We start from the raw sequence: 25018 nt of genomic DNA, 5'->3' as shown, positions 1-25018 counted from the left end.
CGGCTCCAAGCCAATGGGAGGCCGGCTTTTCCGGCCTCCCGCTCGATCCTCGAAAACCCTTTGTTAACCATAAGTGGTGCAAGACTGGGCCTGTCTCGCCGTTGAGGGATAGGTCCGGTGCCGGTTGCACGCGCGTTACGATTGCCGATCACTGCCGTTGTGGCTGCGCTCGCGCTGTCTGGCTGCATGAGCACGTCCGGTCCCGTCGCCGTCGGCCCGCAAGGAGTCGATGCCGTCACCTACGGCCCGGCCTACGCACCCGCTCCAGTTGCCGATGCAGGCGGCGGCGGTGCGATCAGCACATTGCGTTCCGCCTTCGCCAGCGCGTCCCCTGGTTATGGCTATGCCGCACCGGCCGCCGCCCCGGTCGTCTATGCCGCCGCCTCCCCGGGTGGACCCCCCGCCGGTTACGACAACGGATATCACCTTGGCCCCGGCGACAAGCTCCGCGTCGTGGTCTACGGCCAGGAAGGCCTGACCAATTCCTATGCGATCGACGCCGCGGGCGCGATCACCATGCCGCTGATCGGCTCGGTGCCGGCACGCGGCCGCACGCCCGCCGGGCTTGCCGGCGAAATCTCGGCACGGCTGCGCAACGGCTATATCCGCGAGCCTTCGGTGGCGGTCGAGATCGAGTCCTATCGTCCGTTCTTCATCCTCGGCGAAGTCCAGGCCCCCGGCCAATATCCCTACGTGCCGAACATGACGGTCGAGAGCGCGGTCGCAATTGCCGGCGGCTTCTCGCCGCGTGCCCGCCGCGACAGCGTGACGCTGACTCACACCGATGCGTCCGGCTCCGGGCGCTTCGTGGTGCCGCTGGGCACGCCGATGAGCCCGGGCGATACGGTGTTCGTCGGCGAGCGCTGGTTCTGACGAAGGACAGCGTCCTTCGTCATTCCGGGTTCGCCCTATCAGCGTAGATGTTTTGCGAAAAATTCCATGCTGCGTGGCCAGGCGATGTCGGCGCTTGCCTTGTCGTAGCTGGCGCGCTCGTCGCAATGGAAGCCGTGCTGCGCGCCGGGATAGATGAGGACGTCGACCTCGGGCCGCTTCGACTTGATGGTCTCGACATCGCCCAAGGGAATGCCGGCATCCTTCTCGCCGAAATGCAGCTGCGTCGGCACCGCCGGCCTGTCGTCGGCGAAGCGCACGACGGCGCCGCCGTAATAGCCGACCGCGGCTGACAGCCCGGCCAGCCTGGTGGCGGCCGCATAGGCGACGCTGCCGCCAAGGCAGAAGCCGATGATGCCGACCGGACCGACCGACTTCACCGCGTCGATCGCCGCCTGGGTGTCGCGCAGCATCGCGGCCCAGTCCGGATTGGCGACGAACTTCCGCGCCTCGGCGATCTCGTCGGGGGAATAGCCGCTCTGGAAGTTCGGCGTGATGCGGTCGAAGATCGAGGGCGCAACCGCGACATAGCCGTCCTTCGCCAGTCGGTTACAGACCGAGCGGATGTGGTGATTGACGCCAAAAATCTCCTGGATCACGACGACCGCGCCCTTCGGCGCGCCGGCAGGATCGGCGCGATAGGCGCCGAGTTCGAAGCCGTCCGAAGCCTTGAGTTTGATGTCTTGTCCCATGGTCCATCCTTGTCAGTTGGGGGTTGCATGAAGCTTCTTGGCGATCCCTGCGAAAGCCGATCATGCATTGAGCATGATCTAGCGCCACATCCAGTTCTCGCCCCAGTCGGCCTTCCAGCCGGTCAGCCGGTGTTTGCGGAATTGGAGGAAGAGGCGGTCGTGGTGCGGAAACAGCCCGCTGCCGCCGAGGTCGCGGAAGGTCAGGAAGATCTCGTTGCCGGGCCGTCCGCTGACATAGGTGAGCGGCGTGCCGAGCGCGCGCTGCGCGTCCGCAACGCCCATGCCGAACGCCAGCGGCGTGGTGTTCGACAGCGTCGCGGTGAAAGTGGATGGGGCTGTCACGAACGGCAGCTTCTGCGCGCTCGCCCCTGTCGTCGCCGCAGTCAGCAACAAGGCAACGGCGATTGTCTTCATGACGCGGGCTTTCCTGGCGCGTCGGCTTCAAGGCCATCCAGGAACGGCAGCACCGCGGCGATGAAGGCCTGCGGCTGGTCAATGTTGACGGCATGGCCGGCGTTCGGAATCACCGCCTTCTGCGCACCGGGGATCTTCGCCGCCATGTAGTCGGACGCCGCCAGAAACGGCGTGTCGTCGGCACCGACCACAACCAGCGATGGCACCTGGATCCCGGGCAGCGATTCGATCACCCGTGCATCGCGCTGTGCCAGCATGCCGCGCGCGGCCAGCGCGAGGCCCCTGGCGTTGCGATGGGTGACCGACGCGCGCTCGGCGCTCAACGATCTCAGCACCTCGAGCCCTTCGCGGTCGAAGCGGTCGCCGGTGTCGCGGGCGCGCTGGTTCCAGACATCGCGGGCGTCGTCCTTCTTGAAGCCCGGGCCGGTGTCGATGATCAGCAGCGCCCGCACCCGCTCCGGATGGGCGCGGTGAAAGGCGAGCGACATGTAGCCGCCGAGCGACAGCCCGCCGACGATTGCCTTGTCGGCGCCGGTGGCGTCGAGGAGAGCGGCGATGTCGCCGACCGTCAGCGCTTCGCTATAGGCATCGGGATCGTCGGGATAGTCGGACTGGCCGTGCCCGCGCATGTCCCACAGGATCAGCTTGTGGCGTTGCGACAGCGCCTCGATCTGGCCCTGCCACATCGTCGAGGTCGAGGAATAGCCGTGGGTGAGGATCAGCGGCGGGCCGCTGCCGTGAACCTCGTAGTAGATCTCGACGCCGTTGCGGTTGAGCTTGGCCATTGACGGGCTCCTTGTGTTTCTCTCGCCGCTGTTATCGGACGGCGTTGCCGGTGCTTGCTGCCGACGCTTTGAGCAAGCGCCTGTCGATTAGACACGAACGCCGGCATTCCAAAAAGCGTCATGCCGTTGCCGCATCGCACAACAGGCATCTTCGGAAATTTATTCTTTTCGAGCAATTCCAAATTGGATTGCCTCCAGCCGGGAACCGGATCATTGTTTCGGCAACTGTCGCTTACCCGGTGGGCGCCGGCCAAGACCCAACAGTGAGTTGCCGCCGTAAGCGGCTTCCTACACCGGAAGGGGAGAGAGATGCCAAATCTCAATATCAACGGACGGAATATGTCCGTCGAGGCGGCCAATGACACGCCGCTGCTTTGGGTCATCCGCGAGCAATTGCAGATGACGGGCACCAAATTCGGTTGCGGCGCCGGTCTGTGCGGCGCCTGCACGGTTCACGTCAACGGCGAAGCGGTGCGGTCCTGCCAGACCTCGGTCGCCGACGCCGTCGGCAAGAAGATCACCACCATCGAAGGCCTCTCCGCCAAGGGCGATCATCCCTTGCAGAAGGCCTGGGTCGCTGAGCAAGTGCCGCAATGCGGCTACTGCCAGTCCGGCCAGATCATGCAGGCGGCGGCGCTGCTGTCGAAGAACACCAACCCGACCAAGGAAGAAGTGGTCGCGCATATGGACGGCAATCTCTGCCGTTGCATGACCTATTCACGAATCCAGAAGGCGATCATGCGCGCTGCGTCCGACATGCGCACCGCATCGGCCACCGGATCCGAGCGGAGGGCCACATGAACAAGCACGTGAAAAACCTCGCTCCAGAGACGACCGATCTCAGCCGCCGTTCCTTCCTGGTCGGCACCGCTGCAACCGGCCTCGTACTCGGCTATGCTGGGTCAGGCATCGACCAGGCGCTCGCGGCACCCGCGCCCGCCAACTTCGAGCCGAGCGTCTGGTATTCGATCGCGCCCGACGGTCTCGTCACCGTGACCTGCGGCAAGGCCGACATGGGCCAGCACGTCGCCTCGACCATGGCGCAGATCGTGGCCGAAGAGCTCGGCGCGAACTGGAAGGACATGCGGGTTCAGCTCGCCTCCAACGATCCGAAGTTCAACGATCCCGTGCTGGGCGCGCAGATCACCGGCGGCAGTTGGTCGACGATGATGAACTTCGATGCGATGAGCCGCGCCGGCGCAGCCGGCCGTATCGCATTGACCGAGGCGGCGGCGGCCTCCATGGGCGTGCCGGCCGGCGAGCTGGTGGTACGCGATTCCAAGATCAGCCACGCAAAGTCGAAGAAGTCGATGTCGTTCGCCGAGGTGGTGAAGAGCGGCAAGGCGACCAAGACCTTCACGGCGGATGATCTGAAGGCAATCAAGCTGAAGACGCCCGACCAGTACACCATGATCGGCGTCTCGGTGCCGCAGCTCGACATCCCGTCGAAGACCAACGGCACGGCCAAGTACGGCATCGACGTGATGGTGCCGGGCATGGTCCACGGCGCGCTGGTCACCCCGCCGGTGCGTTACGGCGCCACCGTGAAGTCGGTCGACGATAGCGCGGCCAGGAAGCTGCCCGGCTTCATCAAGGCCGTCACCCTCGACGACAAGACCAACACCACGACCGGCTGGGTCGTCGCGGTCGCCAACACCTATGCGCAGGCGAAGAAGGCCGCGGCGGCGCTGAAGATCAGCTATGACGGCGGTCCGAACGCAAAGCTGTCGAGCGAATCGCTGCTCACGGAAGCCAAGCGGCTTCAGGGACTGGACGATTCCGGCCAGTTCTTCGTCAAGGACGGTGATCCCAAGGCGGCCTTCGGCTCGGCGGCCAAGGTGCTGGAGGCGGAATACACCACCAACATCAACATCCACGCGCCGATGGAGCCGATGAACGCCACCGCGGAGTTCAAGGGCGACATCCTGCACATCTATTCCGGCAACCAGTTCGCGACGCGCTCCGGCGCGATTGCGGCCGGCGCCGCCGGGATCGATCCGAAGTTCGTGGTGATGCACCAGATGTGGCTGGGCGGCGGTTTCGGCCGGCGTCTCGACGCCGACATGATGGTGCCCGCGGTTCAGGCGGCGAAGGCCGTCGGCAAGCCGGTCAAGGTCATCTACACGCGCGAAAACGACATGACGATGGATTTCTCGCGTCCGCTGACCTACCAGAAGGTGAAGGCCGGCATGGACGGCGGCGGCAAGATCGTCGCGATGAGCCACGATGTGGTCTCGGCCTGGCCGACCGCGCGTTGGGGAATCCCCGATTTCCTCACACCGTCGGTCGACAAAAAGGGTCCGCTCGACTCCTTCACCGTGAACGGAGCGGACTTCTTCTACACCGTGCCCAACCACTATGTGCGGGCGATCAAGAACGAGATGGCGCACAACGCCACCCCGTCGGGTCAGCTCCGCTCGGTGGCGCCGGGCTGGACGTTCTGGGCGGTCGAAAGCATGATCGACGAGATCGCGCATGCGACCGGCAAGGACCCGGCGCAGCTGCGCATCTCGTTGCTCGACGGCAAGGGCAAGAATGACGGCGGCGCGCAGCGTCTCCGCAACACCTTGCTCGCCGCGATGGGCCTTGCCGGCTACGGCACCAAGCAGCTGCCCAAGGGCGAAGGCATGGGGGTCGCCTGCGTGTCGTCGCAGGAGCGCGCCACGGCGAGCTGGACCGCCTGCGTCGCCCATGTCGCGGTCGCCCCGTCGGGCGAGGTGACGGTGAAGAAGCTGACGGTTGCCACCGACGTCGGTACGCAGGTGAATCCCGACGGCATCCGGGCCCAGGTCGAGGGCGCGGCGCTGTGGGGCATGTCACTGGCGCTGTTCGAGAAGGCGACGTTGAAGGACGGCGGCATCGAGCAGACCAACTTCGACAGCTACACGCCGCTTCGGATGAGCCAGCTGCCGGAAGTCGCGGTCAACGTCATCGCCAATGGCGAGAAGGCGACCGGCGTCGGCGAGCCCGCGGTGACGGTGGTGGCGCCGGCGATCGGCAACGCCGTCTTCAACGCGGTCGGTGCCCGCGTCCGCGGCCTGCCGATCACCGCAGAAGCCGTCAAGGCGGCGATGAAGGCGTAACGATCTGAACGAACAAGAACGCCGGAGAGCACGAGCTCTCCGGCGTTTTCCTTTGCTCCGCGCGTCGGCCGGGCGGTGACGGCATCAACGTCCTCGAAGCCGCAAAAATTCATGATTCTCCGCCGACACTCGCATCTGCATTGATTTTCGGTCGGCCTGATTTTGCTGGCGGATTCGGCGATCGCTCAAATTGTATCCATTGCGCTTAAGCGCCGTTCAGCATCCCCATTAAGCCGGAGGGAACGCATCGTCAGGTAGCGTCCCGGCGTCGGTCGTTACTGCGACGGGGATGCCATGACTGCCTTAGCCAACAACCAGACTTCGAAGCGCCGCCTGCTGCTGGCGTCAGATCGAAGCGATCAGAGCAACGAGCTCGCCAGCATCCTGCGCTCGGTGGGCGAGGTCGATACCGTTCCGACCTCAGATATTCCCGAGCAGCCGGCCCGCGATCTCTCCGGCATCGTCGTCGACATCAACCTGCGCTCGCCCGAAGCCGTGCAGCTGGTCCGCGCCAAGCTGCAGGCCGATGCCTATCGCGAGATGCCGCGGCTGTTCGTGCTGGCAGATGCCTTGCACCACGCCTCGATGCAGGCCTGGGCGCTCGGCGCCACCGACACGATCTCGCGGCCGTTTGATGCGCGCGGCATCCTGCAGCGCATCCGCGCCGCGTTCCCCGACGACAGCGGCTATGACGAGACCGACCGCGGCAAGGCGCTCAACCGCGGCGTCGAAGCCGCACACGGCGTGATGGTCAAGATGTTCGAGCGGATGCGTGCCGGCGAGCCGCTCAAGTTCGAGGACATCGTCGCCGCCGAAAACAAGATCCTCAAGGCGATCAAGCACAACTCGCTGCGCGAATGGCTGACCACCGTCGGTTGCCATCACCAGGAGACCTATCGCCACTGCCTGTTCGTGACCGGCTTCGCGGTCGCGTTCGCGCAGCATCTTGGCATGCGTGAGGACGATCAGCGCCGGCTCGCCCGTGCCGCGCTGCTGCACGACGTCGGCAAGGCCTTCGTTCCGGTCGCGCTGCTCGACAAGCCCGGCTCGTTGACGGTCGAGGAAATGGCCGAGATGCGCGAGCATCCGCGCCGCGGCTATGAGGCGCTGTCCGCGCAAGGCGGCTTCCCGCCGGAAATGCTCGACGTGATCCTGCATCACCACGAATTCCTCGACGGCACCGGCTATCCCAACGGCCTCAGCGGCGACCAGATCAGCGACATCGTCCGCGTCACCACGATCGTCGACGTCTATGCCGCTTTGGTCGAGAAGCGCGCCTACCGGCTGCAGTTCACCCACGCCAAGGCGTTCTCCATGATGGAGGAGATGGGCGGCAAGCTCGACCAGCAATTGCTGCAGGCGTTCCGTCCGGTAGCGTTCGGGCATTATTGATCTCCAACGATTTTCGTCGTCATTGCGAGCGAAGCGAAGCAATCCATCGCTCCGTGTGTGCGGGCCGATGGATTGCTTCGTCGTTTCGCTCCTCGCAATGACGCCTTTGGCGGGGATCCTAGCCAATCAACGCAAGTCGTCCTCCTTAACCCCGCCTAGATTCCGTTGATCATCGGCAAGACCGATGCTGGGGCGAGTGAGGACGATCATGGATACGGCAACGACCGGGGATTTCGACATCCCCGCCGACATCGCGGCAACCCTCGTCGATCCCGTCGCCTATGCGGACGACCGCATCCACGACAGCTATCGCTGGCTACGCGCCAACAATCCGCTCGGCATCGCGCGGCCCGAGAAGTTCGATCCGTTCTGGGTGGTGACCAAGCACGCCCATATCCAGGCGATCAGCCGGCAGAACGAGCTGTTCCACAACGCCGACCGGCCGACCACGCTGACGACGCAGGCGATCGAGGAGCGCGTTCGCAAGATCACCGGCGGGCCCAATTTGGTGCGCTCGCTGGTGCAGATGGACGCGCCTGATCACCCGAAATATCGCGCGCTGACGCAAGGCTGGTTCATGCCGGCCAATCTCGGCAAGTTCGAGGCCCGCGTCCGCGAGATCGCGCGCGCCACGGTGCAGCGCATGCTCGCGAGGGGCGGCGCCTGCGACTTCGTCGAGGACGTCGCGCTCGGCTATCCGCTCCACGTCATCATGGAGATCCTCGGCGTGCCCGAGGCGGACGAGCCGCGCATGCTCAAGCTGACGCAGGAGCTGTTCGGCCCGCAGGATCCCGACACCGCGCGCGTCCGCGACGCGCTCAGCGCGGAGCAGGTCTCGGCGATGTTGCAGGCGATCATCGCCGATTTCTCCGCCTACTTCCGCAAGATCACCGAGGATCGCCGCCAGAACCCGCGCGACGATCTCGCCACCGTCATCGCCAACGCGAAGATTGGCGGCGAGTATATGCCGGAGCACGATCAGACCAGCTATTACATGATCGTCGCGACCGCGGGTCATGACACCACCTCATCCTCGACCGCGGGCGCGATCTGGGCGCTGGCCAGGGACCCCGCGGAATTCGCCAAGGTGAAGGCCAACCCGGAGCTGATCCCGGGCCTGGTCGATGAGTCGATCCGCTGGATGACGCCGGTCAAGCATTTCATGCGCTCGGCCACCGCGGATACCGAGCTCGGCGGCCGCAAGATCGCCAAGGGCGACTGGCTGATGCTGTGCTACGCCTCGGGCAATCGCGACGAGGAGGTGTTCGAGGACCCCGATCGCTTCCGCAGCGATCGCAAGCCCAACCGCCATGTCGCGTTCGGCTACGGCGCGCATCTCTGTCTCGGTCAGTACCTCGCCAAGCTCGAGATGCGCATCCTGTTCGAGGAGCTGCTGCCGCGCCTGAAGTCGCTGTCGCTCGACGGCGAGGTGAAGATGACGCAGGCCTATTTTGTCAACGGCCCGAAGAAGCTGCCGATCCGGTTCGAGGTGAATTGACGCGGCCAGGGCCGCGTCACTCCAGCATCTTCCTGAGCTCCGCCTTCGCGACCTTCTCCAGCGTCGAGCGCGGCATTTCGTCGACGAAGCGGATCTCGCGGGGCACCTTGAAGTCCGCGAGTCCGGAGCGGCAGGCGGTCATGACGTTGTCGTGCAAATCGGCAGGCAGGGCGGCGACACCGGCCTGCGGGATGATGAAGACGACGGGCACCTCGTCCAGCATCGGGTGCTTCTTCGCCACCACAGCGGCTTCGCGCACGCCCGGCACCACCGCGATCACTTGTTCGATCTCGGAAGCTGCGACATTCTCGCCGCCGACCTTCAGCATGTCCTTGGAGCGATCGCCGAACTTGATGTAGCCGTGCTGCAGCATCGTGACGCGGTCGCCGGTAATGAAGTAACCGTGCTCGTCGAAGCTTTCGCGCGTGGCCTGTTCGTTGTGCAGATATTCGGCGAACAGGGACAGGCCGGGGATGCCCTTGATCAGGAGGTTGCCGGTCTCGCCGACGCCGGTCGGCGTGCCGTCGTCATTGACGATGCGGACCTCGTATTCCGGCGCGGCGCGGCCGATCGACATCGGCGTGTTGGGCTGATCGACCTCGCCGATAATGCCGTGCGTGATGGTCTCGGTCATGCCCCACCAGCCGATGATCTTGATGCCGAACACGCTGAACGCCGGCGGCTCGTTCACGGCGGTGCCCCAGAGCCGGAACTTGTGATTCTTCGGCACCTCGTGCTCCAGCAGCGCCTTCATGCAAAACGGGATCGTCGAGGTCCATGTCGAGCCGTGCTCGAGCGCCACCGGCCAGAAGCGGCTAGCCGAGAAGCGTGGCTGGATCACGCAGGTGCCCCCGACCCACAGGCTCGCCAGCATCGAATAGGCTAGCGCGTTCGTGTGGAACAGCGGCAGATAGGTCTGGTGAACATCAAAGGCGTGCAGGTCCTGATGCGCGGCATTGATCTTGGCGCCCCACAGCGCGTTGGCGTGGGTCCACAGCACCGCCTTCGGCCGCGACGTGGTGCCGGAGGTGTATTGCACGCTGCAGGGGGCGAGCGGATCGGTCGGGCGACGTGGCCGGTCGGCACTGTCGGCAAACAGCGCGTCAAAGCTGTCGCCGCGCGCGGGCAGCTGTGCCGGCGCTTGCCCGGCGTCGTGCGAGGTCACCGCGATCCAGCGCAGGCTCTTGCAGTTGGCGGCGATCAGTTCTGCATAGGCCGGCTGGGTGATCGCGGCGATCGCGCCGCAATGGCCGGCAAAATATTCGATCTCGGCGGCGGCGGAACGGGTGTTGGTGGTGACCGCGATCGCGCCGAGCTCGACGCAGGCGAACCACGACATGATCGCCTCGATGCAATTGTCGAGATGGATCAGGACATAGTCGCCCTGCCGGATGCCGCGCTTCGCAAGGCCCGCAGCGAGCGCGCCGACGCGCTCATGGAATTCGCCGTAGCTCCAGCGCCGTGCCGGCGTGTCGAACGGCGCCCAGATCAGGAATGGATGGTCGCGCCGCACCTCGGCGCGCATCCGCAGCAGCCATGGCACGTCGAGTCCCGCAAACGGTCCCACGATGCCCGGCACTGCTCGTGAATTGCTCATATGTCCTCCCGCGCGGCCTTGCCGGCCGCCATTGGTCTTGGTTGGGAGCAGTTCTGCCATCGGCGTGCGCCGAGAGCAAATCGTGATTTGCAAAGCGGTTTTGCGCTGAAGCAATCTGTTCCGCCGCGCGGAAGAGATCGATTTATTCGCGGCATCCGTCATCGGGCGCGCATTCGCACGCCGCGCCGGCTCGCAAGGACGAACGAAAGCTAGGTCGCGTTCTTTTCGTACGACGAGATCTCGATCAGGCTGCCGTCGGGGTCGCGGCAATAGACCGAGCGCAGCGTGCCGCGCGCGCCCTGCTTGGCGACGGGGCCTTCCTCGATCCTGACGCCATTGGCCTTCAGATGCGCGACCACTTCCTCGGGCGTGCTCGACGTGAGGAAGCAGAGATCGTCGCTGCCGGCCGCCTCGTGCTCGGCGGTGAACCAGTCCACCTTGTCGGCATCGCGCGGCCGCACATTGATCTTCTGGTTGCCGAACACCAGCGAGGTGCGCGGTGTCTTGCCCTTGCCGGGGTCGAACACCTTCACCTCCATGCCGAGGATCCTGCTGTACCAGGCAACCGAGCGCACGACATCGGTGACGTTGATCACGAGATGGTCGAGCCCATTTACCTTGACGGACATGATCGATCCTCTTCGGTCCAGAGTGATTTCGAGCGATGTGGTCGCCGGTTCTGGTGCGATCAGAGCCGAAGCTTAGTCTTTCGTCGCGGTCGGCGGCGCACGTGTCGCACTGGTCGCTTCAGGCATTGTTTGTTAAAACCGCGCCGCACGCAACGCAACAGAAACGGGCAGGGCGCCAAACCCTGCTGGATCGGGAGAAACTTCATGATTTCACGCCGTACCGCGCTGGGCCTGATCGGGTCGGGGATTTCGACATTCGCGATCGGCCGCGCTTCCGCTGCCGACTATCCGGCGCGGCCGGTGCGCTGGATCGTGGGTTATCCGCCGGGCGGCGCCACCGACATCATCGCGCGCCTGGTCGGGCAGCGGCTGTCGGAGAGGCTCGGGCAGCAATTCGTGATCGAGAACAAGCCGGGCGCGGGCAACAATATCGGCACCGAGGCGGCGATCAACGCCGAGCCGGACGGCTACACCGTGCTGCTGGTCAATCCGGCCAACTACATCAATGCCTCGCTCTACGCCAATCTGAAGTTCAACTTCGTGCGCGACGTCGCGCCGGTCGCTTCCTTCAATCGCGTGCCGAACGTGATGACCGTCAACAAGGACGTGCCGGCCAAGACCGTCGCCGAGTTCATCGAATATGTGAAGGCCAATCCCGGCAAGGTGAACATGGCCTCTTCTGGCAACGGCACCTCGGTGCATCTCTCCGGCGAGATGTTCATGGCGATGACCGGCTGCAAGATGCAGCACGTGCCGTATCGCGGCGCGGCGCCCGCGATCACCGACATGCTCGGCGGCCAGGTGCAGGTGATCTTCGACAACATGCCCTCGATCATCCAGCACATCCGCTCCGGCGCGTTGCGCGCGCTGGCTGTGACGTCAACGGAGCGATCCTCGCAACTGCCGGATGTCCCGTCGGTCGCCGAAACCGTGAAGGGCTACGAGGCGAGCGCGCTGTTTGGCATGGGCGCGCCGAAGAACATGCCGAAGGAAGTTATCGCCAAGCTCAACACCGAGATCAACGCCGTGCTCGCCGAACCCGACATGAAGAAGCGTCTTGTCGAGCTCGGCGGCGATCCGCTGATCCAGACGCCGGAAGCCTTCGGCAACGACATCAAGGCCGAAACCGACAAGTGGAAGAAGGTGGTCGAGTTCGCCGGCCTCAAGGTCGAGTAGGCCTCGCAAGAGGCGCGATGCTGGATCGCGCGGGACAAATGTGGCCCGCGTGGTACAGCCGGTCCGCGGCCGAAGCCGTCGGCCTTGACGCGGAATAGAATGACGTTCAGGAACCTTATCAAAGGTGCCGCGCCTGGCTAACTGCGGCGTCCGAGGAGCCGGATCATGCGCGCATCGGGATTGGCAATGCTTGTTCTGGGAACGATGACGCTCGCAGGCGCGGCGAGTATCACGCCAGCTTCCGCCGATCCTTATGACTACCCATGGTGCGCGCAGGGCCCGAGCTTGGGCTATCCCGGCGAATGCGCTTACCGGACCTACCAGCAATGCCTCGCGAGCGTGTCCGGCCGTTATCTCTATTGCGGCGAGAATCCGCGCTTCCTGTTCAGCGAACCGCCGCCGCCACCGCGCCGCTATCAGCGTCGGCACCGGACCGTATATCCCGACTAGCGTTGCGGCATCACCGCAAGGCGGTCCGTCGCCACCGTTCCTGACGTTCGTCCCCCGGCTGGGTCCATCCTGACGCGATCGTGAAGTCGCGCGCTTGACGTCGCGCCGTTTGCGCCTATACTAAACCGCATGGTTAAGTATCAGGACGAGACGCTGGACCGCACCTTTGCGGCGCTTTCCGATCCCACCCGCCGCGCGTTGCTGGCGCGGCTCGGCGAGCAGGACAGCCTGTCGGTGAGCGAGCTGGCGCAGCCGTTCGCGATGTCGTTGCCCGCAATCATGAAGCATCTCGACGTGCTCACCGATGCGGGTCTCGTCGCTCGCGAAAAGACCGGACGCACGGTGGCGTGCCGGCTCACCGCACGGCCGATGGAGCAGGCGATGAACTGGCTCAATCGCTATGCGCAATTCTGGTCCGACAACCTCGACCGCCTTGCCGCCTTTGTGGAGGAAGAACCATGGCAAACCAATCCGCAGTCGCCGCCGACGCCGGCCTCGCCGCGCGCCCAAGCCTCACCCTCACGCGGCGCCTCCGCGCGCGGCCGGAAAAAGTCTACGCCGCGTGGACCGAGCCGGAAAATCTAGCGCAGTGGTTCGGGCCGGGACAGGTCAAGCCCGGCACGACGCAGGCCGAGCTCGATGTCCGCGTCGGCGGACGCTACCGGATCAAGTTCACCGGCTCGAACGGCGAATATCACGAGGTCGGCGGCACCTATCGCGAGGTGGTGCCGAACGAGAAGCTGGTGTTCAGCTGGGCCTGGCATTCTACGCCGGAGCGCGAGTCCGAGGTGACGATATCGATCAAGCCCGATGCCGGCGGCACGTTGCTCACCTTCCATCACGCACAGTTCGTCGATGAGACCGCCCGCGACAACCACCAGCGCGGCTGGACCGAATTCCTCGGCAACCTGGAACAATACGTCGACGCCTGACCTGCAAAGGAGCATCTCATGCAACAGCACAACATCGTCTCGCGCGAGGAATGGATCGCAGCCCGCAAGGCATTGATGGCCGGTGAGAAGGAACTGACCCAGGCCCGCGAAGCGCTCAGCCGGCAGCGCCGCGAACTGCCCTGGGTCAAGGTCGACAAGGACTATGTGTTCGACGGGCCGGGCGGCAAAATGACGCTCGGCGATCTCTTCAAGGGCAGGCCGCAGCTCGTGGTGCAGCATGTGATGTTCGCGCCGGAATGGGACGCAGCGTGCAAGAGCTGCTCGTTCTGGGTCGACGGCTTCGAGCGCATGGTTCCGCATCTCGCCGCGCGCGACACCACGATGATCGCGATCTCGCGGGCGCCGCTCGCAAAGCTCGACGCATTCAAGGCGCGGATGGGCTGGACCTTCGACTGGGTCTCCTCGGGAGAGAGCGACTTCAATTACGATTACGGCGTATCGTTCACGCAAGGGCAGATCGATGCGGGGGACGCGAAATACAATTATGGAACGACGCCGCTCTATGGTCCCGAACTGCCCGGCATCAGCGTGTTCTTCCGCGACGAGACAGGGAGCGTGTTCCATACCTACTCGACCTTCGCGCGCGGCCTCGACATGATGAATGCCGCCTATCACTATCTCGACCTGACGCCGCTCGGCCGCCACGAGGAAGGATTGCCCTATCCGATGGATTGGGTGCGGCTACGTGACCAGTACCAACCGGCGCCGGTTCAGGCATCCTGCTGTCACTCCTGATCGTCATTGCGAGGGGCTCGCGACAAAATTGCAGAGCAATTTTGCGCGGAAGCGACGAAGCAATCCAATCCTCGGCGTTTGAAGAGATGGATTGCTTCGCAGGCGCTCGCAATGGCAGGGAGCCCAAACAGCAGGAAACCGCCCAATGCCTTACGTCGATGGATTCATCGTCGCCGTGCCGAAGAAGAAACTCAAAGCCTATGCGCAGCTCTCGAAGAAGGCCGGCAAGGTCTGGCGCGAATATGGCGCGCTCGATTATCGCGAATGGGTCGCCGACGACGTCAAGCCGGGCAAGCTGACCTCATTTCCGCAGAGCGTGAAACTGAAGGCCGGCGAAACCGTCGTGTTTGCCTGGATCACCTACAAGTCGCGCGCCCAGCGCGACCGGATCAACGCCAAGGTGATGGCCGATCCGCGCCTTGCATCGATGAGCATGGGTGACGTGCCGTTCGACGGCAAGCGGATGATCTATGGCGGCTTTGCCAGCCTGGTGAAGGTCTGACGCGGCACGGTTTCGCCGCAATCCGCGCAATAACCGGCTGTTAAACATCACGCTCGGCAAGCCGCGCGATGCCGCTTGCGTTTACTTGGCGATCCCGTATACTTTGTAACACAAAGTTCGGGCGAATCATGCGTGACCTCGACAAGGCGTTGGCCGATATCCTCGCCATCCGCAGCCAGATTGCGGCCGGAACGGCGTTTCGCGGCTACGGTCCGGCGACCGTCGCCGCCACCAGCGGCATCGCGCTCATCACGGCGCTTGCGCAATATCTTTGGCTCGCCGATCCCACCGCTCATCCGATCGCGTTCCTCGCAGGCTGGGCGGCGGCCGCGTTGGTCTCCGCCGTGCTGATCTGGATCGAGATGCAGGCGCGCTCGCGGCGGCATCATTCCGGCCTTGCGGACGCGATGGTCCAGCAGGCGATCGAGCAGTTCGTTCCCGCTGTTATCGCCGGCGTGCTGCTCGCGATCCTGCAATGGAAGTTCGCGCCCGAGACGTTGTGGATGTTGCCCGGCCTGTGGCAGGTGCTGGTCAGCCTCGGCGTGTTCGCCTCGGTCCGCCTGCTGCCGCGCACGATCGCGCTCGGCGGCGCCTGGTATTTCCTGTCGGGCTTCACGGTGCTGCTGATTGCAAGCCAGAGCCACGCGCTGTCGCCCTGGACCATGGGACTGCCATTCGCGATCGGCCAGTTGCTGCTCGCAGCGCTGCTCTATTTCGCTTCCGGAGGCCATGATGCCGAAGACTGACCTGACCACCGCGCCATTCGCCTATGAAGGCCTCGACCGCGTCATCCACGAGAAGGCGCGGCTCGGGCTGCTGACCTCGCTGATGGCGCATCCGAAGGGGCTCGCCTTTGCCGATCTCAAGCAGCTCTGCGGCCTGACCGACGGCAACCTCAGCCGGCACCTCCAGGTGCTGCAGGAGGCCGGTCTCGTCGACGTCATCAAGGGCTATGAAGGCAATCGTCCGCACACCACCTGTCGCCTGACCAAGAGCGGCCGCCGCCGCTTCCTCGACTATCTCGCCGTGCTCGAGCAGCTGGTGCGTGACGCGGCCAAGGCTGCCGGCACGACAGAAAAGGCCGGCGGCAAGGCTGAGAAGGCCGCCGGCAAGGACGACGGCGCAGCTGGCCGCCTCGGTATCCAGCCGGTTTGAATCATCCCATTTTTGTCCGGAGACTTTGTGATGCAAAGTAACGTCGCGCTCAAGCCGGAAGCCGCCATCAGGCTCCATGTCGGCATCATCATGGACGGCAATGGCCGCTGGGCGACGCGGCGCGGCCTGTCACGGCTGCGCGGACACGAGGCCGGCGTCGAGGCGATCCGCCGCATCGTCGAGGCCGCGCCGGACCAGGGCGTCGGCACGCTGACGCTCTACGCCTTCTCGAGCGACAATTGGCGCCGTCCGAAGGCCGAGGTCGCGGCACTGATGGGGCTGTTGCGGTTCTACCTCGCCAACGAGATCGCCGCGCTCGTGCGCAACGGCGTTCGCCTCACCGTGATCGGCCGCCGCGACCGGCTGCCCGACGGCATCGCCGCCGCGATCACGCGCGCGGAGGCCGAGACCGCCGGCGGCACCACGCTGCATCTGCGCATCGCGATCGACTATTCGGCGCGCGACGCCATCCTGAACGCGGCCGCGAGCGCGGCCGGCGCCGGCGAGCTGAGCCGCGAGACTTTCGCCGATCTCATCACCGGCGAGGCCGGCCTGCGCGACGTCGACCTGATCATCCGCACCTCGGGCGAGAAGCGGCTGTCGGACTTCCTGCTCTGGGAGGGCGCTTATGCCGAGCTGCATTTCACCGAGCGGATGTGGCCCGAATTCGATGCCGACGATCTCGCCGACGCGCTCGCCTCCTTCCATCGCCGCGAGCGCCGCTTCGGCGGGCTGACCGCGATCGCGCCGGCGGAGGTGCCGAACCTCTAAGAGCATGATCCGGAAAAGTGTGAAGCGGTTTTCCGAAAAGATCATGCTCAAACAAGGAGGTTGCGCTTCCAGCTCTTCCTAAAGCCCGGCCGGGGGGTTGGGCTCTCTTTCACAAGCTGCGGGGACGAACGATCACGCCAACCAAAGCGGGAGCGATCATCCATGCGCATTCTTCTCGTCAACGTGCCGCACCCGGCGATCGGCAGCCGGATCCCCGACGACCATCTGCCGCCGCTCGGCCTGCTGTCGATCGGCGGGCCGCTCATCGATGACGGCCACGACGTCGGTCTTGTCGATGCCGAGTTCGGGCCGATGCCGGTCGAAGCCATCGTGGCGGAGGCATCGAGATTTGCACCGGATGCGGTGTTGTTCGGTCATTCCGGCTCGACGTCGGGCCATCCTGTGATCGCCGAGGTGGCGCAGGCGATCGTCAAGGCCGTGCCAAACGTGCGGATCGTCTATGGCGGCGTGTTTCCGACCTATCACTGGCGCGACATCCTGCGCGAGGAGCGCTACGTCACCGCGATCGTGCGCGGCGAGGGCGAAGAAACCGCGCGCCGTCTGATGCGGGCGCTGGAGGCCGGCGAGGATCTTCGCATCATCAACGGCATCGCATTCCGCGACGATTATGGGCCGCGCGTCACGCCGCCTGCGCCTGTTATCCGGGATCTCGATGCCTATCGCGTCGGATGGGAATTGATCGATCACGCGCGCTACAGCTATTGGGGCGGCCTGCGCGCCGTCGTCGTGCAGTTCTCGCGCGGCTGTCCGCATCTTTGCAACTACTGCGGCCAGCGCGGCTTCTGGACGCGATGGCGGCACCGCGATCCCGTGCGGTTTGCGAAGGAGCTGGCGCGGCTCCATCGCGAGCACGGCGTCAAGGTGATCAATTTCGCCGACGAGAATCCGACCGTCTCGAAGAAGGCGTGGCGGGCCTTTCTCGAGGCCTTGATCGTGGAGGATGTCGATCTGATCCTCGTCGGCTCGACCCGCGCCGACGACATCGTGCGCGACGCCGACATCCTGCATCTCTACAAGAAAGCGGGCTGGCAGCGCTTCCTGCTCGGCATGGAGAACACCGACGAGAAGACGCTGGAGCTGATCCGCAAGGGCGCGACCACCACGATCGATCGCGAGGCCATCCGTTTGATGCGCCAGCACGGCATCCTGTCGATGGCGACCTGGGTGGTCGGCTTCGAGGAGGAAACCGATCGCGACCATTGGCGCGGTCTCAGGCAGCTGTTGTCCTATGATCCCGACCAGATCCAGATGCTCTACGTCACGCCGCATCGCTGGACGCCCTATTTCCGTCTCGCGGCGGAGCGGCGCGTCATCCAGACCGATCGCAGGCTCTGGGACTACAAGCATCAGGTGCTCGCGACCCGGCACATGCCGCCATGGCGCGTACTGCTCTGGTTCAAGTTCACCGAGATGGTGCTGCAGTGCCGCCCGAAGGCGCTGCTCCGCGTGCTGCTCCACCGCGACGCCGGACTTCGTCACGCGATGCGCTGGTACACGCAGATGGGCCGCCGGGTCTGGCCGCATGAAATTCTCGGCTTCCTGCGCGACAAAAGACTCAAGCACGGGCCGACGGTGCAGGAATTTTGGGGCGCGCCGCAGGATATGGAGGAGGAATCGATGTCGTCGCACCGGCCCGAGCGCCGCGTCGACACATCACGCGCGGCGTAAGTCGATACCGTCTTGTCGGGTTCTGGATAACTGGCGCTGATGACTGGACGCCTGAGTCATTAGCGCGATAATTTCCAGGTCGGCTGCGCAGAACAAAAAGAACCGTGGCGGTCGAGGCGTCGAGTTGAGCATACAGGTTGCGATCTTAAAAATATTGGCCAGTCACGTCCGCGGCAAAGCCACAATCAATTCACTCAAGCACGATCTCGCAATCCTCTCATCGAGCGGCGACGATTGGCATGCGCGGATCAAACGTCTGGCGTCGCGGGTCCCCGAACTCGACATCTTTAGCAATCGCTATGTGCTCCGTGACGTCGAAGGCTGGGAGATCACATCGGCCGGTCGCGAGTTCCTGCGCGCGCTGGAGGCGGTCACGCAAGACAATCTGCCGTCCGCGCCATCGGCCGAGACCGTAATCCGCGCCGAGGGCAGGCTGATCGTGGTCGGTCACCGCTTCAAGAATCGGGTGCGGGCACCGAGCGATACCGAACAGAGCACATTGGCGCGCCGCCGGCCGATCCGCGAGCCGCATTGAACCTCACTGCGCTGCACGCGACCTACCTTCGGGGCGTGGCTCCGGAGGTCGCAAATGACTGCTTTGGCTCAATCGATCGCACGCGCGTTTCCGGCCAATTCGCTTCGGAGCAGCATCGCCCGGCATGTCCTGTTGTTTGCGTCCGCTGTCCTGTTCGTCGCGGCACTCAGGGCAAGCTACGGCCTTGATCTCAGCGCCGGTCTCTTTTAGCGGCGCGACAAATTATCCGGCTTCAAGTCATATTGGGTTAACCGGACCGGGGCAGCCAGGCGCATGCTTTCCTTGCATCGCGAACCCGGGCCGGTCTTCCATGGATAAGCCGATGGCGCTGCCAGTGCGGCAGGACGCGAACCATTGTGCTCGACAAGCATTTCCGCACCGCGCTTGTATGCCCAAAATGCGATGAGGTTCAGCTGGCCGGTCCGGCCAGACCGGAGGAACGGGTGTTGGCCGCACGCTAAAGCGCGATGAGATCAGGTTGAATCGTCATCGCGCTCTAGCTCGTTGTTTAAGCATGATCTTTCCGGAAAACCGCTTCGTACTTTTCCGGATCATGCTCTGCGCGGTCGTTTTCGGCGCCGAAACCCGCTAGGTTCCGTCTGACGAAACGGACCAAAGCGAAACCCGATGCCGCAGCCTTCCGACACCACCGCCATCACCCTTGCCGACATACGCCGTGCCGCGGATGTGATCCGGGATGCGGTCATGGTCACGGCCTGCAACGAGAGCCGCACGCTGGGCGAGATCTGCGGCTGTCGCCTGTTCCTCAAATTCGAGAACCTGCAGTTCACCGCGACCTTCAAGGAACGCGGCGCGCTGAATCGCCTGCAGGCGCTGTCGCCCGCGGAGCGCAAGCGCGGGGTAATCGCGATGTCGGCCGGCAATCACGCCCAGGGCGTGGCCTATCACGCGAAGCGGCTCGGCATCCCCGCCACCATCGTGATGCCGATCGGGACGCCGATGGTGAAGATCGAGAACACCAGGCGGCACGGCGCCGAGGTCATCATCACCGGGCAGACGCTGGAAGAATGCTTCGCGTTCGTCGGCTCGCATGCCGCGCAAAAGGGCCTGATCCTGATCCATCCCTATGACGATCCGCTGATCATTGCAGGACAGGGCACGATCGGACTTGAAATGCTCGCGACGGTGCCGGAGCTCGATATCCTGGTGGTACCGATCGGCGGCGGCGGGCTGATCTCGGGCATCGCCACGGCCGCGAAGGCGCTGAAGCCGTCGGTCCGGGTCGTCGGCGTGCAGGCCCAGCTCTATCCGTCAATGTACAATGCGGTCAAAGGCGAGCAGCTGCCGATGCGCGGCGACACCCTCGCCGAGGGCATTGCGGTCAAGGCTCCCGGGCAGATCACCACGAAAATCGTGCGCGAGCTCGTCGACGACATCATCCTGGTCAGCGAGGACCAGATCGAGCGCGCGGTCGCGACCCTGATCTCGATCGAGAAGACGGTGGTCGAGGGCGCCGGCGCGGCCGGCCTCGCCGCCGTGCTCGCGGCACCGGCGCGCTTTGCCGGCCGCAATGTCGGCCTGGTGCTGACCGGCGGCAATATCGACACCAGGCTGATCGCCTCGGTCCTGACCCGCGAGCTCGCCCGCGAGGGACGGCTGACGCAACTGGCGCTCGACATCGTCGACCGGCCCGGACAGCTCGCGGCGGTGTCGATCCTGCTTGCCGATGCCGGCGCCAATATCATCGAGGTCTCGCATCAGCGCACCTTCTCCGATCTTCCGGCGAAAGCGACGCTGCTCGAGCTCGTGATCGAAACCCGCGACCGCGCCCATCTGGAAGAGGTGCTGGCAAGGCTCAGCGCCGAAGGATTCGCGGTGCGGGAAACCTAGCGACTTCGCGCTATCTGCCACGAACTGAAGTGCCTAACCCGTCATCCTGAGCAGTCTTCAGTACAAGGAGGCCGCAACGCGGCCGTCTCGAAGGATGAATCGGCCACCGGCCGTGCCGTGCATCTTCGAGACGCGCGCAAGTGCGCGCTCCCCAGGATGACGGTTCACTAGGCGAATGGGGCCGATTGCTCACTCACCCGCCGCCAGCTCGGCGAGCTTCGCGATGGTGTTGATGTTGCGCGCGGTGCCCTTGGCGGCGGCGGGGATCTTCAGCTTCGAGCGGCCCATGCCGCTGCCATAGGCGACATAGATCTCGCGCTTGCCGAGCCGCACCTCTTCGTCCTGCCGGCCCTTGATATCCTTCAAGGCGTCCTTCGGCGGCGGCTCGTCGAGGAAGATCGCGACAGTATAGTTCGGCGGCGCTTTCGGAAACGGATTGGCCTTCAGCACCGCGGCGATCTCGTCCGCGCTGCGGACGACGACGCCGACCGGCTTGCCGGCATAGGCCTGCAGCCGCCGCTCCAGCGTGGCCTTGACCTTGGCCGCGCCGAGCTTCGAGGAGAACACGACATTGCCGCTGGCGATATAGGTCTGCGCGTCGGCAAATCCCTCGTCGACGCACATCGCCTTCAACTCGGTCATCGGCAGCTTGCCGGTGCCGCCGACATTGACCGCGCGCAGCAGGGCGACGTAACGCGGCATCGACTAGCCGTCGGTTTTCTTCTTCGCCGGCGTCTTGGCCGGCGGCGGCTCTTCCATCGCCTTCTTCATGGCGCGGGCATAGGCGTCGGCGGCGTTCTCGGCCGAATTCTGCAACCTCTTGGCGGTCGCGGTTGCGTTCAGCATCGTGCTCTTGGCCAGGAAGCGGAAGCGTGCCTTGGCCTCCTTGTCCTTGGCCTTGGCGGCGCGCGTGACCCAGACGGCCTGGCGTTTCTTGGCAGCCGCCATCACGGCCTTGGTCTGCGCTTTTGCGGTTTGCCGGATGACGGCGTCGAGGTCGGCTTCGGCCATTCAGTTGTACTCATTGACTGGACATGCGCCGGGCGGGGCGCGCGGAGGGAGGGAAGCTACCCCTAGCGTAACCGGTACCGTTTGAACATGCGATCCTTTTGCGAATTCCCGGAGGATCGCATCGACCCCTGTACCGAGGCTTGCGCGGCGTGCGCTAGTCTCCTGACGACCCCGGCGGCACCTTCGCGCCGGCGAGCAGTCCGGCCAGCTCCACCTGCCGGCCCAGTCCGGTCTTGGCCAGCACCGCCTTGAGCTGGTTGCGCACCGTTTCGCGGGAGATGCCGAATGCGCCGGCGATTGCCTCGACGGTGCGTCCTTCGCCGATGCCGCGCGCGACGCGCGCCTCCGCCGGCGTCAGGTCGAACAGGCCCTGCAGCACTTCCGCGGTCGGCACCTCGGCCGGCACCACCGGGGTCACGATCGCGATCGCCGCCGCGCGGTCGAACAGGTCACGCGCCGCGCCATGGATCGGGACCAGATGCACGATCAGCGGCGGCCGATCCTCCTGCGCCGCGATCGGCACCGAGCGCACCTCCACGCTGATCAGTCCCTGATCAAGCGCGGCCAGCGCCTGGGCGAACAGCGTATCGGCAGTGGTCGCCGTCAGCGTCAGGCGCTCGCCGCGATCCTGCATCACGTCGGGCACCATGCGGTCGAACAGCGTGTTGGCCGCCATCAGGCGGCCGCCGCGCCGCAGCACTGCCGCGGGCAGGCCGAGCATCGCCAGCGATTCGGTTGCCGCCCTGGCGCGCTCCATCCCGAGCCGCGCCGACAGCAGCGCCGCACGCGCCAGATGCGGCCGCAGCGCGTCGAGCTGCTCGATTGCCTCCCGCTCGATCGGTCCGTGCTGGTATTCGCGCTCGACGCTGTAGATCAGCACGTCGCCGCTCGGCACCGGGATCGCGGTACCGGCGCCCCATCCGAGCCCGCGCGGGCGGAAGAATTCGCGGATCTGGAAATCCTGCTGCACCTCCTCGGGCGTATCGAACACGTCGATGTCGCGCAGGAAGCCGGCATGGTTGGCCGCGAGCAAGCGCGGCAATCGCCCGTTGCGCTCGTGCCAGCCGCCTTCGACATAGGCCACGGTGTCGTCGTGCATGTCGGGGGATGCGACCCAGCGGACGTCGTGCGGGGCCGCCGTCAGCAGCACGATACCGCGCGCACGCGCGATCGCACCGACCTGATGCAGGACATTCGGCCACAATTCGGGGACAACCGCGGCCTCATAGGCCAGTTCAATCAGATGCTCGTGCAGGTCGTTCGCCATCGGTCATTCCAAAAACCGTTGTTGCCCAATAGATAAACCCGGCGACCCCGGAAATATTGCGTAAAGCAATTCAGCCTGAGCCACGAGTCCGGGTTATTCCGGTGCGCGTTCACGCGCATCAGGGGGGAATTCCGGCGTTTTCGCCGCTCTTCTTCGCGATTTTCGCGCGGGCGCGTAGAGCCTTGCTCGCTCGGCTGCGACCCGGCGCGCGGCCGCCGGCGCCCGGACGACGAATTCGAAGGCCGATGCCAGGTCGGCGGGGGCAGGCCCAAGACTTGATAGAGTCTCGATAGAGACTTGAGGAAGGCTCGATAATCAAGGCCCGACGATCATCGCCGCGTGTGGCGAAATCGAAGCTGCGTGACAGGTGGAAATATTCCGAAGCATCTCGAAACCTGATTGGCGTGACTGGCGCTGCGCCAGCCCCGTCGGCGTCACACATTTGCAACGCTGCACGCGATCGTTCGAGCATGAACATCCTTTAATTTGTATCCGCGCAATCCGTGGCGCCAGCTAGGGCATGATCCGGAAAAGTGCGAAGTCCGAAAAGGATCATGCCTAAGGGGCGGCCTAAGCGCGATGACGATTCAAACCGCGTCTCATCGCGTTGTGAGCGGCCACCTCTGACATTTATGCGAGCCATCGTCGGCTCGGGGAGAGCCGATGATCAGCCGCAGGGCGCTTTCCGGATTGTTGATGACGCTGGTCGGCCCCTCGTCGCGGGCCGGCAACGAGGGGTTGGCGCTGGGCCATTGCCAGGGATCATGCGCGAATGTCGACTTGCCGACCCTTGGCTACGATCAGTTCTGCCGGTCGTTGTTCGATATTGCGGCAAGCGGCAGGCTGCACGCGGTCGCCACCGGTTCGGAGATTCGCGGAGAGATGCGATCTCTGTTCCGGGCGCGGCGGCTTTATCGGCCGTCGCACGACGAGATCCGGGTTCTCTGGCGCGCGCCCGCGGATGGCTTCTCGGTCGTGAAGGTCGAGTTCGATCTGGAATGCGGCGTGCCGGTGCGCGGATGTCTTGGAATTCCCGGCGGAGAATTCAAGGGATTGATCCTGCTCGGCCACGGCATGGCGAGCACGCCGGAGCGCTGCTTCGACGATGCCGACAAGGACTACATGAACGCGCTCGGCAAACGGCTATGTCGGGACGGCTACGTCGTCTGGTGTCCTTACATCATCCAGATCGGAAATCAGGAGAGCCAGAACAACATCGCCGCTATGCTGGCATCGCACGGTGTCTCCGCCCACAACGTGTCATGCGCATCGCTCGACGCCGGCGAAATCGTTTGCAGGAAGCTCACCGGCGCGTCGGGTTTGAATGTCGGCGTCTACGGGGTGTCCTGGGGCGCCTTTCTCGCGCTGCATCTGGAAGCCGCGACCGGGCAGATGCGGCCGACTGTCGTGTCGGGATATATGCGCGACGAGAAGAAGTTCCTGATGTCATCCGTGATCACGAGGAATCTCGGCGTCGAACTTGCGGCCTACATCCATTTCAGCAACGGCCGCGCCAAATACGCCGGCGCCGATCTGGCATATCTGCTTTGTCCATGTCCGCTGTTCGCCGAGATTGGCAATCGTGACGGTGCAAACGCGATGGAGCTCGGGCGGGATGAGAAGTTCGCGGAGGTGCGGTCGGTCTACGCATCGTCAGGCCATCCGCATTTGATCGACATCGACGTATTCGACGGCGTGCACGAGGTCAGCGGCAAGCGTGCAAGGCCTTGGCTGTACGAGCACCTTGCGTCGCCTCTCTATCAACAGACGTCTCGTTTGAAGGGCGCCATCGCGCTGTGAGCGCTCGGTCCGCGGCCGCGCCCGATCCGTCGTCGACCACGCGCAGAGCTGAGCTCGACCATACCGAGGTAGCGCTCATTTGCATCACATTGCCGGGAGTTTTCGGTGTCCGCGGCATGCCCCGCGCTGGACGGCGGTCGCA

Annotated in this window: 26 protein-coding genes and 1 pseudogene; 19 read left to right on the top strand and 8 right to left on the bottom strand. The window is 64.7% G+C overall.

All coding sequences use genetic code 11. The annotated features are described in order from the left end of the window. Positions 1 to 117: 117 nt before the first annotated feature. Positions 118 to 873, top strand: a complete 756-nt coding sequence (locus ACVWY5_RS38025; RefSeq protein ID WP_028335554.1) for a polysaccharide biosynthesis/export family protein — start codon at positions 118 to 120, stop codon at positions 871 to 873. Positions 874 to 911: 38 nt separating this feature from the next. Here ACVWY5_RS38025 and ACVWY5_RS38020 read toward each other — a convergent pair whose 3' ends face one another. The 3 genes from ACVWY5_RS38020 to ACVWY5_RS38010 all read right to left on the bottom strand — a co-directional run bounded on the left by ACVWY5_RS38020 (position 912) and on the right by ACVWY5_RS38010 (position 2782). Further along, positions 912 to 1583: a dienelactone hydrolase family protein gene (locus ACVWY5_RS38020; RefSeq protein WP_028335555.1), complete on the bottom strand. Its 672-nt coding sequence runs from the start codon at positions 1581 to 1583 to the stop codon at positions 912 to 914. A 78-nt stretch (positions 1584 to 1661) separates the two neighbouring features. Then, positions 1662 to 1997: a hypothetical protein gene (locus ACVWY5_RS38015; RefSeq protein ID WP_028335556.1), complete on the bottom strand. Its 336-nt coding sequence runs from the start codon at positions 1995 to 1997 to the stop codon at positions 1662 to 1664. Continuing rightward, positions 1994 to 2782 carry an alpha/beta fold hydrolase gene (locus ACVWY5_RS38010; protein WP_028335557.1) on the bottom strand — a complete coding sequence of 263 codons (789 nt, stop codon included), beginning with the start codon at positions 2780 to 2782 and terminating at the stop codon, positions 1994 to 1996. Before ACVWY5_RS38010 ends, ACVWY5_RS38015 begins: the two co-directional genes overlap by 4 nt. 309 nt (positions 2783 to 3091) lie before the next feature. Between ACVWY5_RS38010 and ACVWY5_RS38005 the strand changes: the two genes are divergently transcribed. The 4 genes from ACVWY5_RS38005 to ACVWY5_RS37990 all read left to right on the top strand — a co-directional run bounded on the left by ACVWY5_RS38005 (position 3092) and on the right by ACVWY5_RS37990 (position 8755). Continuing rightward, positions 3092 to 3583, top strand: a complete 492-nt coding sequence (locus ACVWY5_RS38005; RefSeq protein ID WP_026192016.1) for a (2Fe-2S)-binding protein — start codon at positions 3092 to 3094, stop codon at positions 3581 to 3583. After that, entirely contained in the window at positions 3580 to 5865 is a 2286-nt protein-coding gene (locus ACVWY5_RS38000; protein ID WP_028335558.1) for a molybdopterin cofactor-binding domain-containing protein, read from the top strand. Before ACVWY5_RS38005 ends, ACVWY5_RS38000 begins: the two co-directional genes overlap by 4 nt. 294 nt (positions 5866 to 6159) lie before the next feature. Further along, positions 6160 to 7257 carry an HD domain-containing phosphohydrolase gene (locus ACVWY5_RS37995; protein WP_028335559.1) on the top strand — a complete coding sequence of 366 codons (1098 nt, stop codon included), beginning with the start codon at positions 6160 to 6162 and terminating at the stop codon, positions 7255 to 7257. Between the two features lie 208 nt (positions 7258 to 7465). Beyond that, positions 7466 to 8755, top strand: a complete 1290-nt coding sequence (locus ACVWY5_RS37990) for a cytochrome P450 (protein ID WP_028335560.1) — start codon at positions 7466 to 7468, stop codon at positions 8753 to 8755. A 16-nt stretch (positions 8756 to 8771) separates the two neighbouring features. Here the strand turns inward: ACVWY5_RS37990 and ACVWY5_RS37985 are convergent, their stop codons facing one another. Next, a complete protein-coding gene (locus ACVWY5_RS37985; protein ID WP_028335561.1) occupies positions 8772 to 10352 on the bottom strand; it encodes an AMP-binding protein in 1581 nt (526 codons plus the stop codon). A gap of 209 nt (positions 10353 to 10561) precedes the next feature. Further along, on the bottom strand, positions 10562 to 10981 hold the full coding sequence (locus tag ACVWY5_RS37980) for a VOC family protein (RefSeq protein ID WP_028335562.1): 420 nt from the start codon (positions 10979 to 10981) through the stop codon (positions 10562 to 10564). A gap of 204 nt (positions 10982 to 11185) precedes the next feature. Here ACVWY5_RS37980 and ACVWY5_RS37975 point away from each other — a divergent pair, with 204 nt between their 5' ends. The 13 genes and pseudogenes from ACVWY5_RS37975 to ACVWY5_RS37915 all read left to right on the top strand — a co-directional run bounded on the left by ACVWY5_RS37975 (position 11186) and on the right by ACVWY5_RS37915 (position 20798). Beyond that, positions 11186 to 12157, top strand: a complete 972-nt coding sequence (locus tag ACVWY5_RS37975) for a Bug family tripartite tricarboxylate transporter substrate binding protein (RefSeq protein WP_016843619.1) — start codon at positions 11186 to 11188, stop codon at positions 12155 to 12157. Positions 12158 to 12322: 165 nt separating this feature from the next. Beyond that, complete coding sequence (locus ACVWY5_RS37970; RefSeq protein WP_028335563.1) at positions 12323 to 12607, top strand: DUF3551 domain-containing protein; 285 nt, start codon at positions 12323 to 12325, stop codon at positions 12605 to 12607. 129 nt (positions 12608 to 12736) lie between these two features. Continuing rightward, positions 12737 to 13192: an ArsR/SmtB family transcription factor gene (locus tag ACVWY5_RS37965; RefSeq protein WP_080667144.1), complete on the top strand. Its 456-nt coding sequence runs from the start codon at positions 12737 to 12739 to the stop codon at positions 13190 to 13192. Then, positions 13177 to 13539: pseudogene (locus ACVWY5_RS37960) on the top strand (SRPBCC family protein); the annotation flags it as partial. The gene ACVWY5_RS37965 and the pseudogene ACVWY5_RS37960, both read left to right, overlap by 16 nt. A gap of 18 nt (positions 13540 to 13557) precedes the next feature. After that, positions 13558 to 14295: a DUF899 domain-containing protein gene (locus ACVWY5_RS37955; protein WP_028335566.1), complete on the top strand. Its 738-nt coding sequence runs from the start codon at positions 13558 to 13560 to the stop codon at positions 14293 to 14295. Positions 14296 to 14440: 145 nt separating this feature from the next. Next, positions 14441 to 14797, top strand: a complete 357-nt coding sequence (locus tag ACVWY5_RS37950) for a DUF1428 domain-containing protein (RefSeq protein WP_028335567.1) — start codon at positions 14441 to 14443, stop codon at positions 14795 to 14797. Positions 14798 to 14925: 128 nt separating this feature from the next. Continuing rightward, positions 14926 to 15543 carry a hypothetical protein gene (locus tag ACVWY5_RS37945; protein WP_028335568.1) on the top strand — a complete coding sequence of 206 codons (618 nt, stop codon included), beginning with the start codon at positions 14926 to 14928 and terminating at the stop codon, positions 15541 to 15543. Beyond that, positions 15530 to 15952, top strand: a complete 423-nt coding sequence (locus ACVWY5_RS37940) for a transcriptional regulator (protein WP_038377679.1) — start codon at positions 15530 to 15532, stop codon at positions 15950 to 15952. Before ACVWY5_RS37945 ends, ACVWY5_RS37940 begins: the two co-directional genes overlap by 14 nt. Before the next feature lie 30 nt (positions 15953 to 15982). Then, on the top strand, positions 15983 to 16723 hold the full coding sequence (locus tag ACVWY5_RS37935) for a di-trans,poly-cis-decaprenylcistransferase (RefSeq protein ID WP_028335570.1): 741 nt from the start codon (positions 15983 to 15985) through the stop codon (positions 16721 to 16723). Positions 16724 to 16885: 162 nt separating this feature from the next. After that, positions 16886 to 18412 carry a magnesium-protoporphyrin IX monomethyl ester anaerobic oxidative cyclase gene (gene bchE / locus ACVWY5_RS37930; RefSeq protein ID WP_028335571.1) on the top strand — a complete coding sequence of 509 codons (1527 nt, stop codon included), beginning with the start codon at positions 16886 to 16888 and terminating at the stop codon, positions 18410 to 18412. A 124-nt stretch (positions 18413 to 18536) separates the two neighbouring features. Continuing rightward, the gene (locus ACVWY5_RS37925) at positions 18537 to 18947 is read left to right on the top strand and encodes an aminoacyl-tRNA deacylase (protein ID WP_244481768.1); all 411 of its coding nucleotides are present in this window, start codon (positions 18537 to 18539) and stop codon (positions 18945 to 18947) included. Positions 18948 to 19001: 54 nt separating this feature from the next. Then, the gene (locus ACVWY5_RS37920; protein ID WP_428841128.1) at positions 19002 to 19157 is read left to right on the top strand and encodes a response regulator; all 156 of its coding nucleotides are present in this window, start codon (positions 19002 to 19004) and stop codon (positions 19155 to 19157) included. Between the two features lie 417 nt (positions 19158 to 19574). After that, positions 19575 to 20798: a threonine ammonia-lyase gene (locus ACVWY5_RS37915; RefSeq protein ID WP_028335574.1), complete on the top strand. Its 1224-nt coding sequence runs from the start codon at positions 19575 to 19577 to the stop codon at positions 20796 to 20798. A 189-nt stretch (positions 20799 to 20987) separates the two neighbouring features. Here ACVWY5_RS37915 and ACVWY5_RS37910 read toward each other — a convergent pair whose 3' ends face one another. From ACVWY5_RS37910 to ACVWY5_RS37900, 3 genes are all read right to left on the bottom strand, one after another. Continuing rightward, positions 20988 to 21500 (bottom strand): DUF1697 domain-containing protein, encoded by a 513-nt coding sequence (locus ACVWY5_RS37910; protein ID WP_028335575.1) that lies wholly within the window; start codon positions 21498 to 21500, stop codon positions 20988 to 20990. A 3-nt stretch (positions 21501 to 21503) separates the two neighbouring features. Next, entirely contained in the window at positions 21504 to 21809 is a 306-nt protein-coding gene (locus ACVWY5_RS37905) for a hypothetical protein (protein WP_051376220.1), read from the bottom strand. A gap of 154 nt (positions 21810 to 21963) precedes the next feature. After that, positions 21964 to 23076: a helix-turn-helix domain-containing protein gene (locus tag ACVWY5_RS37900; RefSeq protein WP_038377680.1), complete on the bottom strand. Its 1113-nt coding sequence runs from the start codon at positions 23074 to 23076 to the stop codon at positions 21964 to 21966. A 663-nt stretch (positions 23077 to 23739) separates the two neighbouring features. Here ACVWY5_RS37900 and ACVWY5_RS37895 point away from each other — a divergent pair. Then, positions 23740 to 24876, top strand: coding sequence for a hypothetical protein (locus tag ACVWY5_RS37895; RefSeq protein ID WP_028335577.1), 1137 nt, complete (start codon positions 23740 to 23742; stop codon positions 24874 to 24876). The last annotated feature ends 142 nt before the right edge of the window (positions 24877 to 25018 follow it).

It is taken from the genome of Bradyrhizobium sp. USDA 3256 (assembly GCF_054058275.1).
This window is presented reverse-complemented; position numbering and strand designations above follow the sequence as displayed.